This is a genomic window from Trinickia mobilis, from assembly GCF_017315705.1.
GTDB classification, from domain to species: domain Bacteria; phylum Pseudomonadota; class Gammaproteobacteria; order Burkholderiales; family Burkholderiaceae; genus Trinickia_A; species Trinickia_A mobilis.
On record NZ_JAFLRF010000030.1, the window covers coordinates 33,065 to 48,326 of the forward strand.

Consider the following 15,262-nt stretch of genomic DNA (forward strand, 5'->3'; position numbering starts at 1 on the left):
TGCTGACAACGCATCGAGGTGATATCGTGGATTTTCGCATTTCCGTCGCTGACAGCGACATAACGTTCCCATGCACGGCCGGTGAAACCGTGCTCGACGCGGCCGAACGCGCCGGCTATGCGGTGCCGTACTCGTGCCGCAAGGGCGTCTGCGCGTCCTGCGAAGGACGCCTCGTGGCGGGCGAGGGGCGTTCTCCGGTGCAGGGCGCAGTGGCGGCGCCGGTCGAGCGCGCGCTGCTGTGCTGCCTGCGCCCCGACACGGACCTGACGATCGCGCCGCGTCGCATCGAGAAGCGCGACCCCATCGCGCGCAAGACGCTCGAGGCCTCCGTGTATCGCATCACGCAGCCGGCCGGCGATGTCAGCACCCTGCAGTTGCGGCTGCCCGTGGGCGTGCGCGCGAAGTTCAGTGCCGGCCAGTATCTGCAGATCGAGCTGGAGGACGGCACGCGGCGCAACTATTCGATGGCGAATGCGCCGCACGAAAACGACAGCGTGCAGCTGCACGTGCGCCACGTGCCCGGCGGCCGGTTTTCCGAAGCCGTGCTGGGCCGCCTCGCGAAGGGCGACAGGCTGCGCATTGAGCTGCCGTTCGGAGAGTTCATGCTGCGCGAAGGGTCGAACAGGCCTGCCGTGCTGCTCGCGACAGGCACCGGGTTCGCGCCGGTGAAGTCGATCGTCGAGGATGCCATCAAGCGCAAGCTCGAGCGGCCGTTGCATCTGTACTGGGGCGCGCGCCGCGCCGAAGACCTCTACCTCGCGTCACTCGCGCAGAAATGGCACGACAGTGGCCGCGTAAAGTTCGTGCCGGTGCTGTCCGAAGCCGACGAGGCGTGGACGGGCCGGCGCGGCTTCGTGCACGAGGCCGTGCTCGAAGACTTCGGTTCGCTCGCGGGATATGAGGTGTACGCATGCGGCAATCCGTCGATGACGAGCGCCGCGCGCGACACCTTCGTGAAGGCCGGCTTGCCAGAAGACGACTTCTTCAGCGACGCGTTCGTTCACACCGGCTGACGCGCATGGCAAGGTTTGAACGAACGCAGTCGTTTCCGATGCTGGCGATGGGGTGCCGTTCGACCATAAGTGATGGCGTTACCGGCAGCGCGGCACGCCGATCAATGGCCCCATGATCCTTGACTTATGTAATGCTTAGTAGGATCATGCGACATAGGATAACGTGAGGTAGATCTGATCGGCCTCCCAGTCTGCCTGGCTGGCTCGGGCTGACGCTTTCGTTTCTATCGTTCCGCAACAAGGAGAAGAGGTAATGGGAAATCACAAACTCCGGCTGTCTATCGCCGTTGGCAACTATGACCGCATGCGGCCGCTCATCGATGGGGATGTTCAGATCGACGGCGTAGATCCGGTCTTCATGCTGCAGGAACCCGAGGAGATCTTCTTTCGCGCATTTCGGCACGCCGACTACGACATCTGCGAGCTGTCGCTCAGCAGCTATTCTGTCAAGGTGGCTGCGGGCACGTCGCCCTATACCGCCGTGCCGGTCTTTCCGTCGCGGGCGTTCCGGCATACGTCGATCTACGTGCGTGCGGACCGGGGGATCAACAAACCTGAAGACCTGAAGGGCAAGCGCATTGGGGTACCCGAGTACCAGCTCACCGCCAATGTCTGGGTCCGGCTTCTCCTCGAAGAAGAGTATGGGGTGAAAGCGTCGGATGTGACCTGGGTGCGCGGCGGTTACGAAGATCCAACCCGAGTCGAGAAAATTTCGCTGAACCTGCCGGACGACATCAAGCTGGAAGACGCCCCCGAAGGTGAAACCATCTCCAGCCTTCTGGCGGAGGGGAAGATCGATGCCGTCATCGGTCCGCGCGCGCCGTCCTGCTTTGACCAGGGCCATCCGCAGGTTCGGTATCTCTTCGACGATCCACATAAGACTGCGGCCGATTGGTATGCACGCACCAAGCTGTTTCCGATCATGCACACGCTCGGTGTCAGAAAGACGCTCACCGATCAGCATCCGTGGCTGCCGGCTGCACTCGTCAAGGCATTCGAGAAATCGAAGGCCCTCGCGCTCGCGCGCCTCAGCGAGACCGGTGCGACCAAGGTTACTTTGCCGTTCGTCGAAGACCAGTTGCGGGCGGCGCGCAAGCTGATGGGCTTCGACTTCTGGCCGTACGGCTTCAAGGAAAACGAGCAGACTATCGACCGCTTCCTTGCACGCCATCATGCCGAGGGATTGTCCAGCCGTCGGCTTGAGGCGCGTGAGTTGTTCCATCCTGCCAGCCTCGAAAGCTTCAAGATCTGATTCCAGCGGAATATCGCATGTCCGCCAACGAACAGGCGGACGTGCGAACATGATTCAAGATTCAACCTCCGTGCCACGTGATTTTCCGGGCAAGCCAACCCCACGACGTGTCAAGCGAAGGCCGATATGGGTTGCGATTGGTCGCGCTTATACGGCCGGGCTGCTGCGGTAAGCGCCATCGCCGTGAGGTGGCCAAAAGTCAACGCTGGGCCCGGCGTGATTCCCGCGCCGATCTATTGGCCACTCACGGGCTTCAGTAGAGTAGTGTGCCGAGGTTAACGCTGCCAGTGCGGTCTCTTGTAGCGATAACCTTTTCCGTTCCGCCCTTTCTCACCCGCAGCTCGATACGCGAGGACGGCGCAATCAGCCCAGAGAATCGGAAGTCGCCAAAATGATCGGTCCTGGTTGTGCGCTCGCTTCCGTCGGAGGAGTCGTGCAGGACAACTTCGGCGCCCTCCAGATTGCGCAGTTGACCGCCACCCAGGTCCTCACAGACGTTGCCCGCCACCAGATGGCTGAGTGCGTCCTCCAGATTCTTGTAGAAGACGCGCGGCTTGGTGCCGAACTCGGGGCGAATGACTGACAGATGGTCTTTCTCGACCATCTCCGCCAATTGGGCGTCCGCGATATTCAACGCACGGATCGCCTTGGTGGGGCAGGCTTGCGCGCAGCGCGGCTCTTTCCAGCCGGCGTCGAGCAGGTGAGCGTCGAAGTTCCAGTTCTGCGGCACCTGTTCCTGTTCGTTCCATTCGATCATGCCGTAAGGGCATGTCTCGACCAGATCGCGCCGGCCATGCGACTTGACCGGGTCGATCACGACGACACCGTCCGGACGCTTGTAGATCGCACCGTCCGACGCCGCTTTGACGCAAGGCGCGTTGTCACAGTGATTACAGGTCTTCGGGATATAGGTGACATCGACGAGCGAGCCCTCTGCGCGAACGTGACGTTCGATCCGGATCGTTTCCAGGCCTTCCGGCGGATGAGGCGCGGAATAACCCGGAAAGGCATTGCCGCTGTACTCGTCCTTGGTCGCGAGGACGCAATTTCTGCAATTGATGCAGAGTGAAACGTCAACGACCAGCGCCCAGCCGCTCACGCTGCTTTCTCGAGTTTCGAGTCCCATTTTTCCACCTCCACCCAGCAAGTATTAGGCATGATCCCATCTGCGGTCGGACTCATTTTTCCTCCTGGCGTCAGGAGATTGAGACAGCCTCCGCGATCGACCAGGCCCACCGAAGTCTCGATCAGGTCGAGCTCGGCACACGACTCGTTGCCGCGCGCCACTCCCGCCTTGACGAGCTGAGAAACGTCCACGGCGCAGATGACCGACGCCTGCGCGTTGTGGACCCGAACCAGATCGCCACGCTGTATGCCTCGAGTCTCGGCATCCCGGGCATTCATTCGCAAAACCCAATATCGATATCCGCCGACCTTCATCCGGTGTTCGTCGATCGTGCTGACGTGACTGTTCTTGCCATCCGCATGCGTATGGAAGCTGTAGACCGGATGGTTGGTCACGAGCTGCAGCGGAAACGGTTGTTTCGCGGTGCTGGCGCGGTTTATGTATCGGTTGACGGCCGGCCTTGCGGGATCGATCTGTTCGATGCGACGCAGGCTCGACGGCACGAACTCGAACTTGCCTGACTGCGTCGGCAGACCGTCGCCGAAGCCGGTCGAATACGTGCCCGGTAGCGGATTCGCTTCCGGCAGATCCTTCGGCCGTCCTTGCGCAAACCAGCGCATGTCGACAGGCGGCTGGTCGTCGTCCTTCGGCGGAGGCACGACGTGATAGCCCTTTTGCAGGAACTTCTTCCAGGTAGTCTGCTTGGGCAAGTCGGTTGAATTGAACGTCCGCTCGCACCAGGCCAATTCGGAGCAACCGCCTTCCGAGAACATCCCGCCGTATCCGAGCCTTGTCATGATCTCCAGAAAGATCTGATAGTCCGACTTCGATTCGCCGAGGGGCTCGATGCATTTGTGCTGCATGATCACCATACGGTGATTGAGCTGGGTCTGTGCATGCTGGATGTAGCCGCCGCAGTTCGCCCATTCGGCGATGTCATCACGTTCGAGCGAGGTGCACGCAGGCAGGATGATGTCGGCAAACTGCGCCTCGTTCTCCATCCAGATCGACTGGTTGACGATAAATTCGAGCGATGAATGACGATACGCTTCAACGAGCCTGTGTGATCCGGGAGTTGTGCCGAACGATGACGAGCCGTAGCGGTACAGCATGTGAATGCGGGAATGGCCCGGTCTCGGATACGAGTATTGGGCAAATTGTCCCTCGACCGAGAAGCCGTCCCACGCGTAGCCCTCCGAGTGTCCCTGCACGATGGCTTCGGCCAGCCGTTGCCGGGGAACGGACTGCTTCACCGGGTTGATCGTGATGATGTGAGGCATGCGGCAGTAGTTGTTGGCCGCGCTCGCAGTGTTGTTCAGATCGCCTGAGATTCCGCCCTCGGCGTACCCGGGAAAGTAAAAATTGAGGTCCTGCGGTGCACCGATCTGCAAATTGCCGAAGTTGATCCCCGGTTTTCCCCACCCCTGCATTGCCATCATCATGACGACGCTTCGCGCCCACTGCGCACCCGTCTCGGTTCGGCATGCACCACCAAAGCCTGCGCCCAGGCCGCCAGCCGCGAGATAAGTCTTCTTTGACGCCCACAACCGCGCCAGACTGCGGACATCCTTCGCGGGCACACCGGTCTCCGCTTCTTGCCACTCCGGCGTCTTCGCTACGCCGTCCTCTTTCCCGAGGACGTACGCGCTCCATTCGTCAAAGCCCGTCGTATTCGATGCCACGTACTCCTTATCGTAGCTGCCGATAATCATCCATTCGTGCATGATGGCGATCGCGAGCGCCGAGTCGGAGCCGGGTTTGATCGGCAGCCATTTCCCGCCGAGGAACTGAGCGGAATGCGTCAGATACGGATCGATATGCACGAACTCGATGCCGAGCTGTTTGGCCCACAGCCGGCGCTCGGTGCCTTCGAAGCCGCCATAAACGCCGTTGGTCGATTCGGGATCGCTCGACCAGAACACGATGACCTCGGCATGCTGAAGGCAGTCCTCGGTCGTGCCGTAAAAGCTCGGCGTGCCCAGGCGCAGGCTGTTGCCGTAGTGATGCATGGCCCCCCAGTACCATCCTTCCCAACTGATCGGACTCGGTTCGACGCGGGTAAAGCCGATCAGGTTGCCGAAGCGCAGCATCGCGCTCAGGTAGTAGTTGATGTTCCCCCACTGGTGGTGTGCGCCCGTGACCATGGCTATGGCCCCGGGGCCGTAGTCCTTCTTCATGCGGCGGATTTCTCCGGCGACGATATCGAGCGCTTCGTCCCAGCTGATGCGTTCATAGCCCGAGATCCCGCGATTCTGGGGATTGCGTTCGCCATTGGGATCGAAGTCGACGCGCTTCATCGGATAGAGGAGGCGCTTTTCGGAGTACACGAGCGATTTGAGGGAGAGCGCGTGCGGGCTGACCGTCGCGCGCCGTGCCGGCGAAAGCCGGCGACCTCTTGCAGTGATACTCCAGCTCGGTCCGTCATCCTCTTCGAGATCGATGGGCGTGGTGCGAACGATCTTGTCGTCCTTGACGAAGACGAACACTGGGCCGCCATTGGTGAGTGTGACGTAACGCGTGGTTCCGTCCTTCATCGGCATGCCCTTGCGCCACGCAGCCGTCTTCATCGCGTTGACGATTTGGCCGAACCACACAAGCTTCTGGTCGCTTCCGCCCTGCGTGATTTTGAAATTTTTGAGCGCATCGATCAGGAACGCATGATCGGTTTTCGGCGCGAGCATCTTGTGCGCTGTCGCAACGTCCATGAAGACAAGCTCTGCGTCGGGCTCGGGGCACACTCCCCAGCGTCCGGACACGCTGCCGTCCTTGAAATGAAGCTGCCTCGCGAGACTGTTGTCTCTGAGCCGTAGCTGGATGACTCCGCTTCCTGTGGCGAGATGCGCGCGCACGGACGGAAACTTGCGGGCCGCAATACGCAGGACGGTCGGCATGAGCCAGAGGATAAGTACAAGGATTTTTCGCTGCATGAGAATGTCATCCCTGAGCAGAACTGCACTTTGATTGGAAGCAACGACTGCCCGTCAGACATCGGTCGACTCTGGTCCGGGGCGTCGTTGCGGCCAGGTAAAGATTTGCTTGCGCGCATATGCGTTCGCGGATCACCCCGTACAGGCCTGTTTCAGGCGGCCACGGCATCGCGCGGCCTTTCGGTTCCCGACTATGCCTCGAGAATTTGGCGATCGTTCTCATTTTTAGATCTCCCTGTGTCTCCGTGTTTCCGGAACGATCCGCGACATCGGTACAGGCTGTTCCGAATTGCGCCCTAATGAGCGAATGTGGCGGAGCAGCACGACGCAGCGGTCGATCACGCTGTATGATCTTACTTTCAATGGATCATTTGTAAGGCAATGATACCACTAAAAATCAACCTGTATCGAATGATGTTGTATAGTGTAAACAAAGTCAAGGACTCCCGGCTGAGGTGTGCCCTGACTACCATTTGCTCGTGGCCCGGAAATCTGCCCGGTTTGCCCATACATGGAGGAATAAGGGAATGCCCAAATCGAATCCCGGCGTCGCCAAAGTAACTTTGGATCGCGAGCCACCAGCCGAGGCAGCCGCGAAGCTGTCGCCCGAACTATTTGATGAGCGTGGCCGAACGGTGCCGTGGATGGCCAGGACGGTGCGACGGCTCTATGATGCGCTGGGCCAGAAAGTTCTCGATAGGGAAAACCTTGCCATTGCGTATTGGTATTACTTGCGCGTACTGGCCGAGCGCGGCGAGTTGAATCAGCTCGAATTAAGTAAGCGCGTGGGGATTGCCTCGACGACCGCAGTGCCGGCACTAGACAACCTGGAAAAGCGCGGGCTGGTGCAAAGAGTCCGGGATCCTAAAGACCGAAGAAAATATTACGTCAGTCTTAAGGAGGAGGGTAGGCGCCTGGTCGACGACATCATGCCGGAGATCGCGGACTTGCATTCGACCTCGCTCGACGGAATTTCCCCGCGGGACATGCGGGTGTTCTGGAAGGTCGCGCACCAGATCGAGAAAAACCTGATTGAGATGTCCAAGGACGATGCGGCCCTGGACTGACTTCGAACGGGTGACACCGTCAAAACACACTGTCGCGAGGGCAGAACTTGGGAGATGTCGCGCCGCACAAGCACGCAGCGAGAGATCGGCTTGGGGAATTCCCTGGCGCTCTTGACTTGGTTTATTCTATTGCACATCATGCGATATCAATCGATCGTTTGTGCGATGAACAACCTCGAAACCAAGGAGGTGGACAAATGAGTGCCAAGCCGCAAGATGCGGGCTCGCCCCCGGTGCAACTCTGGAGCCGTGACGGATTCCAGGGGGCGCTGTCAGTTGTGACCCGCCAGACCTACGCGCCTGATTATCTTTCCGTGCAGGGGCCGCACGCGCCGCGGCGAGCCGTCCTTGACCGCTTGACGCCTGACGATCTGGACGACCCTGAGGCGCTTCCGACCACCGTGGCGACTTCCAGGCTCGGCGTCAAACTGCATGTGTCGGGGCGGCGCAAGCCCATGCCGTACGTGGTGCGCAATGTCGAAGCGGACGAGATTCATTTCATCCAATCCGGCACGGTCAGGTTCGAAACGGACGTGGGCTGTCTCACCGCAACGGAAGGGGACTTCGTCTGCATTCCCCGGGCCGTCGCGTATCGCTATGCGCCAGCGGGCGATGCCATGCGAAGCATCATCGTCGAGAGTCCTTCGGCCCTGAAGCTCGCGCCGCCTGCGCCAAGCGGCCTGCTCAACGTTGCGCGGGATCTGAAGTATGCCGAGATCGACTCCAGCATGCCGGCCGGCGGCCCGACGCGACTGGTGCTGAAAACCCTCGACCCCGAGAACACGGTCTTCACGATGCCGCATGATCCGCTTGCGCTTGGCGTGCACTTGTCGGAGTCCGTTCCGGTGTGGAAGCTGAATCTGGCCAATATCCAGGTTCACGCCTACCTGCCTGAGGGTGGTCCGCCCAGCCAGTTTCTGTCATCGAGCACGGGCGACCTGCTGATGTTCAACCTCAGCGCGCGTCCCGGCGGGCGGCCACCGGTTCACATCAACGCCGACTTCGACGAAGTGATTTGCTACGCGCGGGGACCCGGCGCCTGGGGCGGGTGTGTGGAACCCGGCACGTTGACCTGTGTGCCAAAGGGGGTCATCCACCACGGGCCATCGGAGGACGTTCCCGAGGGCTATCAGGCCTGGTTGCTGGAAACACGCGCGACGCTGCGTTGGACACCGAACGCCATTGCCGCTTCGGAGCTGATGGAGACGGGCCAATACAGGCCGCATCCGAGCGTGGGCAAATGACGTGACCCGCTGTTTCCGGGCCGTACCTGGGCCGTGCCTTAAAAAAGGCGGCGGCCTGGATACCAATGACCCAATGGTTTCGAGGATGCAATGAATAAACGCTTTCGAGTGGGAATCGTGGGAGTGAGCACGGAGCGCCGCGGTTGGGGTACGACAGCGCATATTCCTGCATTGCGTGCGCTGTCCGACGTATTCGAGACCGCTGGGGTGGCAAACACGAGTCTCGCGAGCGCAAAGGCGGCCGCCGCTGCCTTTAGCATTCCGCGCGCGTTCGAGAACGTGGCGGAGCTCGTGGCCTCCCCGGATATCGACGTCGTGGCCGTAACGGTCAAGGTTCCCCACCATCGTGAAGTTGTCGCGGCGGCTTTGGCGGCGGGCAAGCATGTCTACTGTGAGTGGCCGCTCGGCAACGGCCTTGCGGAAGCGATCGAGCTTGCAGGCCTCGCGAGGCTGAGCAAGGCACGGGCAGTGGTGGGCACCCAGGCCACCGCGTCGCCCGAAGTCGAACTCGTGCGCAAGCTCGTGGCTGACGGATACGTGGGCGAAGTGTTGTCATCGACCTACCTTGGCAGCGGTCCTACCTGGAATGACGAAGTCACGCGGGGCGACTCCTACGTCATGGATTCGCGCACCGGCGCAACCCTGCTGTCGATCATTGGCGGGCATGCACTTGCTGCGGTGCAAAGTGTGCTCGGCCCCGTCGACGAGGTGCAGGGCGTGCTGTCGCAGCGCCGCAAGACCGTGCGCATCGTCGAGACGGGCGACACAATCCCGATGCAAACACCCGATCATGTGATGGTCAATGCCGTTTTGAAGTCGGGTGCACCGTTGTCGCTGGAGCTTCGCGGTGGCCTGCCGCGCGGCACGCAACTGCTGTGGGAGATCAACGGAACGCTGGGCGATCTGCGCATTACCGCGGCGCATGACCAGTTTCCCGTGATCAATATCGCGCCATTGCGCGTGGAGGCTGGCCGCAAGGGTGAGCAGGGGTATCGCGAGGTTGAGGCAGCGAAGTCCGATTTCGTGGATACGGTCATAGCGCGAAATGTGGCGGCCATCTATCGGCAGATGGCCCGGGACCTGGTTCACGGAACCCGCACTGCCCCTGATTTTGATGACGCGGTAGCCCTTCATAGGGTGATTGATGCCATTGAGCGGTCAGATCAGACACGCAAGCGGGTGCGAATCGACTAATCAAAACAAGTGGCGAATGCCCACCGCGGAGCCTAAGGTCGTCCCCGCTGCGCCGAACAGCGCGCCGTTCGTCGACAGCCCGGTATTCATCTTGCCGCGGTTGTCGACGAACCCGCATTGGCCATAGAGCAGCGTCGCCTTCGACAAGCTGTACGTCAGACCGGTGGCAGCCATGTTCGAATGGTCGTTCGTATCGTTGCCGTCGCTCGTATGCCAGACGCCCGCATCGACGTTCGTCACAGGCGTGAACCGGTAGCTCAATCCGCCGCCGTACACGCGGCTGTCGAACGATCCCGCGACCTTGTAATTGACGAACACGGCGCCGGTGTGGATCGGCACGCCGCTGCCGAAGTAGGACGCGCTGCACGGATCCGACGCGATCAGCGACGGCACGAGCGGCGGTAGCTGCACGCCGGCTTTGACGGTGCCGAAGCCGCCATCGATTCCGACCCATGCCTCCATGGGAGCAGGCGGTAGCTTTGTCTACTGTGTTGCCGGGCGTCGCGACAGATTCTGAAGCGGGGCGTCAGAATCCCTCGTTGCGCTGGAAACCCGAAGCGCTTTTAATCGCCGCGCCCTCGGCGAACGACTAGAACGATCCCGCGAGCGTGTCCAGTTACGATTTGCGCGACTTCCCCGATCTGCGCGTTGACCCGTGGGTCATACTGCTGGCGAACTCGTCCGTCTTTGCATCGCACCATGCTCAAGAAGAACCAGGCGATCACGGATTGCAGCGAAGAAGCGTCATGCCGTCAGTTGAGGCATCGCCGTTCGCAGCCGCGGCTGCTTTGAGACGACACCCATGTGACATCCGTGGCCCGCGGGACAGGGGTAGGGAGATTCCCTAGGGCTCTTGACTTTGTTCATTCCACAACACATCATTCGATATACATCAATCGTGTATAGCATCATCGTATTTGAATGATGTACCCCAGAGCACGGATGGGGTGCTTCGATCTCGATGCTGTCTCATTGATCAACTGCCGTCGGTCCCCTTATGTGACGGTACTGCTAGTTAATTCTTTGTATTCCTGCGAGCGATCCGTCGTGCAGACAAGAATTCAGGCTGACTGTTGAGCCGCAGTGGATTCGTGCTTTGTCGAATGGCGCGAATGGAGGACGGCTTGGCCGGTCTCCCTGCATGCAGGGCTTCTGGTGGAGTCAAAGGCAATGCAATCCAGCAATCGAATCCTGGGCTCTGCCGGAAAGTCGCACCTCGACTGGCATTCCTCTGTTTATTTTCGATCTATCGCATTCCGCTGTCGAGGCTATCAATCCGCATTCACTGCGGGAATTTAAATTCTATTTAATAAATCTGGATGCAGATAGATAGAACAAGAAATCGGGTGGCACATTCATTTCTCAATATTTCGTACAACATATCAATGCAGACAATCGGCGAATTGTTCATATTTAACAACGGCATCGATGATCAACATGTTCGACTCGCTTAAGTCCTGGCTGACTGGCACGCGAAACACGGAAGACCTGCGCGAATTCACGAAGGCCGCCTTCGAAAGGAATGAGGCCCGTGCAGCGTGCCGATCCGGCGGCGCATTCGCGAAGATTGCCACGGTATTTGGTGCCTGCGCCATCGGCACGGCCGCCTATGCGGCCGGCGACTCCGTGACCAACCATCAAGGCGACATCACGCCGATTAGCGGCCTATCAGGGAACGGCAGACAAGGAGTCGCCGTCGATTCTGCCCGTCGTCTAGGCAGACGGCGCCACGGGCCTCGATCCGAAGTGCGATTCGTCCGCTTCGCCCGCCGCCGACCTCACCCCCGCACTTCCTTCCAAGAAGCTCAAGGAAGTATTTGCACAGTAACTCTTCGAGACGAATCATGAATGACCAGAAAACGCTGCTGCAGGTCGACGGTGTCACCAAGATCTTCCCCGGAGTCCGGGCGCTCGATAATGTGACGTTCTCGGTGGTCGAGGGCGAGGTACACGGTCTCGTCGGCGAGAACGGGGCAGGCAAATCCACGCTCATGGCCGTCGCGTCCGGCGCCCTGGTTCCGGAGAAAGGGCGCGTCGTGATCGACGGCACGGAAACACGAGGCGACACGGAGCAGGCACGCCGGTTGGGGTTGGCTATCGTCCGGCAGGAACCAGCGCTCATGCCGGACCTGACCGTAGCTGAAAACCTGTATCTCGGCGTGCCTGCCGAGCAGCGTCCGTCCTTGATGGAGGTTGCGCGATGGGCGCGAGGGCTTCTGAAGCAATGGAGCGACGATGTTTCGATCAATGCGAACGACCGCGTGGTGAGCTTGGGCCCCGAGCAGCGGTTCATCGTCGAAATCGTCAAAGCGCTTGCTGCAAAGCCCAAGGTTCTGGTTCTCGACGAACCGACCGAACACCTGTTGACGGAAGACGTCGATCGGCTGTTCGAGCGCATCCGCAAGATAACGGCTTCGGGTTGTTCGGTCGTCTATATCTCTCACCGGATCCGCGAGGTGCAAAGAATTGCACATCGCCTGACGGTTCTTCGCGACGGTCAGGGCCAGGGCACCTATGAGGCCGCGGGCCTCAGCGAACAGGAAATCGTCGAACTGATCGTTGGCGGTGCGCTCGACCGCGATTTCCCGGCCAAGGGTAACAAGGGCGGTGCGAGCGTCATTCTCGACGTGACGAAGCTGCGCGGTGCCGGCTTTACCGACATATCGGTTCGGGTCGAGAAAGGCGAGATAGTCGGCCTCGCGGGGATCGACGGCAACGGCCAGCGGGAGTTCATGCGGGCCCTCGCGGGACAGACACGAAGTCGCGGTAGCGTCACGGTGGCCGGCATTCCCGCGAAGCTTCACAACTCGCAGGCTGCCGCCGGTTCGGGCATCCGCTATCTGCCGGGCGACCGTCATCGTGAGGGCATTTTCGGCGAATTGTCGGTGCGCGAGAATTTTTCGATCCGCAGTCTCCCATTCGATTCCATCAAGGGATGGGTAAGCCAGCGCAGCGAAGCAAAGCGCGCCAGGGACGCCGTGACGCGATTCGCTGTCAAGACGCCGTCCGTCGACACGCCCATTCGTACCCTGTCGGGCGGTAACCAGCAGAAGCTTGTGCTGGCGAGTGTGCTCGCCAGTCATCCCAAGGTGCTGCTGGTCGACGAGCCGACCCAGGGCGTGGACATCGGCGCACGGATGGAAATCTACAAGGTGCTTCGCGAGGCCGCAGCTGCGGGCGCCGCCGTGATCGTCGTTTCGTCGGATGCGCACGAGGTGGCGGGACTCTGTGACCGCGTGTTCATCTTCTCACGCGGCCATGTCGTCAAGGAATTGGGCGAAAACGCCGTCAGTGAGAACAACATCACGTCTGCCGTCCTGACCGCAACGACTGAGCGGGAGAAGGGCGCTTCCCGGACCTCCGGGCTCTGGAAGTGGGCTGCTGGGGATTGGGCGCCGCTCATGATGCTTGCCGTTGCAGTCTGTGCGCTCGGCCTGTATGCGGCGCACGTCAATCCGGCCTATCTTTCTGCGCGGAACCTCAGCGGCATGCTGGCGCTCGTGGCGACACTGGCCATCGTCGCGTACGGGCAGCAGATGATCATGCTGGTCGGCGGGATCGATCTTTCGGTCGGGCCGCTCATGGGGCTGATCGTCGTCATACAGTCGTTTTTCCTGAATGATGGCGCCTCGTTGGGCCATCAGATCTCGGGATGGGTGATCGTGTTGCTCGTCGTCCTCGGCGTCGGACTCGTGAACTGGATGCTTGTCGGCCCGTTCCGGTTGCATCCGATGGTGGCGACGCTCGCGACGTACATGGTGCTGCAAGCGGTGTCACTGCTCCTGCGCCCGGTTCCGGGTGGCCTGATCGCGGATTCCATTGCTGAGTCGATCGGTGCCCAGATCGGTGTCATGCCCATAGTCGCGATAGCGGCAATCGTGATTGCCGTGGTGCTCGAAATCGCGTTGTTCAAGTCGAGGGCCGGTCTCACGCTGCGCGGCGTGGGCTCCCGCGCCGAAGCGGCGCGTATGTCCGGCGCCCGCCCGCAACTGACGTCGCTCGCCGCGTACATGGGGTGTTCGTTCCTTGCGGGCCTCGCCGCCGTGCCCATGATGGCGCAGGTCGGCTCTGGCGACCCCAACGCCGGTATCAACTACACACTCGGAAGCGTCGCAGCGGTGGTGATCGGCGGCGCAAGCCTGTTTGGCGGACGCGGCTCCTTCGTCGGTTCGCTGCTGGGTGCACTCCTCATCATTCAGGTGAATGTCGTCACCTCATTCCTCGATATCGGGGACTCTTGGCAGTCGTACCTCTTGGGCGGAATGATCCTCACGTCAGTCGCGCTCTATTCCAAGAGCAGAGAAATGGTGGTGGCGAAATGAGAAACGCAATGCACAATCAGAATCAGGCGGAAGTCATGTCGGAATTCCTCGATCCCTCGAAGTCGAAATCAAAAGCAAAGCCGGCACGGCTACCCGCAGTTGATGAATTCTCATGGATCTGGGTCGGGCTGATCCTGCTCTTCGTGTGCAGCTCCATCGTCGCACCGGGCACGATGACGCGAGGCTCGATCCTGGCCATGCTTCCGTTCGCCGGCATTCTTGCGATCGTCGCGACGGGTCAAACGCTGGTCATCCAGCAGCGCGGACTGGACATGTCGGCAATCGGTATGGTTTCGCTCGCGGGCATTGTCATGGCCAGAACAGGATTCGCGTTCAATTCCATCGTCCTTGCCGTCATTTTTTCCGTCTGCATCGGCGGGATCGTCGGAATCATCAATGGTGCGCTCATCTCGAGGGTCGCGATTACGCCGCTGGTGGCGACGCTTGCAGTCAACGCGCTGCTGATTGGCTGCGCACGCTCGTTGACCGGCAACGTTCCGGTTGACGTTCCGACCGTCATGCAAACCATTTCGCACGCCCAGTTCCTTGGGCTTCCGGCCAACGTCTGGTTCGCCTTCGCGTTCGTGACGACCGCGTGGATCATTACCCGCAAGACCACGGTAGGGCGCAGGTTCGTCGCCGTCGGAGTGAACCCGCGCGCGGCCGAAGCCGCAGGCGTCAACGTGCTGAAGTACCGGGTCGGGGCGTACCTCGCCTCCGCCATTTGCTTTTCCGCGGCGGGCATGCTGCTCGCCGGATTCATCGGAAGCGCGTCGCAGACTTCGGGTAACGACTATCTCCTGCCGGCGATCGCGGCCGTGGTGGTCGGAGGCACGCCGTTCACGGGCGGCAGAGGCAGTGTCGTCGCGAGTGCCGTGGCCGCACTGTTCATGGCGCAACTCGGTCAGCTCGTACTGGCGCTTGGCGCAGGCCCCGCTGTTCAGCTTCTCGTTCAGGCCTGCGCGATTCTGCTGGCGACGACGGTACGTCATCTTCCGGAACTTCTGCGGACAATTCGCAAGTCGAGGGGGTAGTCGTTTTGCACCGCGTCCGCCATGCCGCTGGCGGACGCGAATAGATCAGATCTTGAAAATGTCGATTTGTAATTAGTAGTGCG

10 protein-coding genes and 2 pseudogenes are annotated in these 15,262 nt (G+C 60.7%); 8 read left to right on the top strand and 4 right to left on the bottom strand.

Annotated features, from left to right (window positions below; genetic code table 11):
- The first annotated feature begins 26 nt into the window (after positions 1-26).
- Positions 27-1,013 carry a 2Fe-2S iron-sulfur cluster-binding protein gene (locus J3489_RS27965; RefSeq protein ID WP_207003755.1) on the top strand — a complete coding sequence of 329 codons (987 nt, stop codon included), beginning with the start codon at positions 27-29 and terminating at the stop codon, positions 1,011-1,013.
- A gap of 253 nt (positions 1,014-1,266) precedes the next feature.
- Entirely contained in the window at positions 1,267-2,265 is a 999-nt protein-coding gene (locus tag J3489_RS27970; protein ID WP_207003757.1) for an ABC transporter substrate-binding protein, read from the top strand.
- Between the two features lie 253 nt (positions 2,266-2,518).
- Here the strand turns inward: J3489_RS27970 and J3489_RS27975 are convergent, their stop codons facing one another.
- Both J3489_RS27975 and J3489_RS27980 read right to left on the bottom strand, forming a co-directional pair.
- Complete coding sequence (locus J3489_RS27975; RefSeq protein WP_207003758.1) at positions 2,519-3,391, bottom strand: 4Fe-4S dicluster domain-containing protein; 873 nt, start codon at positions 3,389-3,391, stop codon at positions 2,519-2,521.
- A complete protein-coding gene (locus J3489_RS27980) occupies positions 3,361-6,318 on the bottom strand; it encodes a molybdopterin-dependent oxidoreductase (protein ID WP_207003760.1) in 2,958 nt (985 codons plus the stop codon). The genes J3489_RS27975 and J3489_RS27980 overlap by 31 nt, the downstream gene beginning before the upstream one ends.
- Before the next feature lie 527 nt (positions 6,319-6,845).
- On the opposite strand from J3489_RS27980, the gene J3489_RS27985 reads away from it, so the two are divergent.
- The 3 genes from J3489_RS27985 to J3489_RS27995 all read left to right on the top strand — a co-directional run bounded on the left by J3489_RS27985 (position 6,846) and on the right by J3489_RS27995 (position 9,823).
- A complete protein-coding gene (locus J3489_RS27985) occupies positions 6,846-7,385 on the top strand; it encodes a MarR family winged helix-turn-helix transcriptional regulator (protein WP_207003762.1) in 540 nt (179 codons plus the stop codon).
- Between the two features lie 197 nt (positions 7,386-7,582).
- The gene (locus J3489_RS27990; RefSeq protein ID WP_207003764.1) at positions 7,583-8,629 is read left to right on the top strand and encodes a homogentisate 1,2-dioxygenase; all 1,047 of its coding nucleotides are present in this window, start codon (positions 7,583-7,585) and stop codon (positions 8,627-8,629) included.
- A 90-nt stretch (positions 8,630-8,719) separates the two neighbouring features.
- Positions 8,720-9,823 carry a Gfo/Idh/MocA family protein gene (locus tag J3489_RS27995; RefSeq protein WP_207003766.1) on the top strand — a complete coding sequence of 368 codons (1,104 nt, stop codon included), beginning with the start codon at positions 8,720-8,722 and terminating at the stop codon, positions 9,821-9,823.
- Here J3489_RS27995 and J3489_RS28000 read toward each other — a convergent pair.
- Positions 9,824-10,282, bottom strand: a pseudogene (locus J3489_RS28000) (porin); the annotation flags it as partial. It lies immediately after the preceding gene.
- A gap of 923 nt (positions 10,283-11,205) precedes the next feature.
- The gene (locus tag J3489_RS28005; protein ID WP_207003770.1) at positions 11,206-11,418 is read right to left on the bottom strand and encodes a hypothetical protein; all 213 of its coding nucleotides are present in this window, start codon (positions 11,416-11,418) and stop codon (positions 11,206-11,208) included.
- 249 nt (positions 11,419-11,667) lie between these two features.
- Between J3489_RS28005 and J3489_RS37920 the strand changes: the two are divergent.
- The 3 genes and pseudogenes from J3489_RS37920 to J3489_RS28015 all read left to right on the top strand — a co-directional run.
- Positions 11,668-12,117: pseudogene (locus J3489_RS37920) on the top strand (ATP-binding cassette domain-containing protein); the annotation flags it as partial.
- 69 nt (positions 12,118-12,186) lie between these two features.
- Positions 12,187-14,145, top strand: coding sequence for an ABC transporter permease subunit (locus tag J3489_RS28010; RefSeq protein ID WP_242540378.1), 1,959 nt, complete (start codon positions 12,187-12,189; stop codon positions 14,143-14,145).
- On the top strand, positions 14,061-15,179 hold the full coding sequence (locus J3489_RS28015; protein WP_242540372.1) for an ABC transporter permease: 1,119 nt from the start codon (positions 14,061-14,063) through the stop codon (positions 15,177-15,179). The genes J3489_RS28010 and J3489_RS28015 overlap by 85 nt, the downstream gene beginning before the upstream one ends.
- Positions 15,180-15,262: the final 83 nt, after the last annotated feature.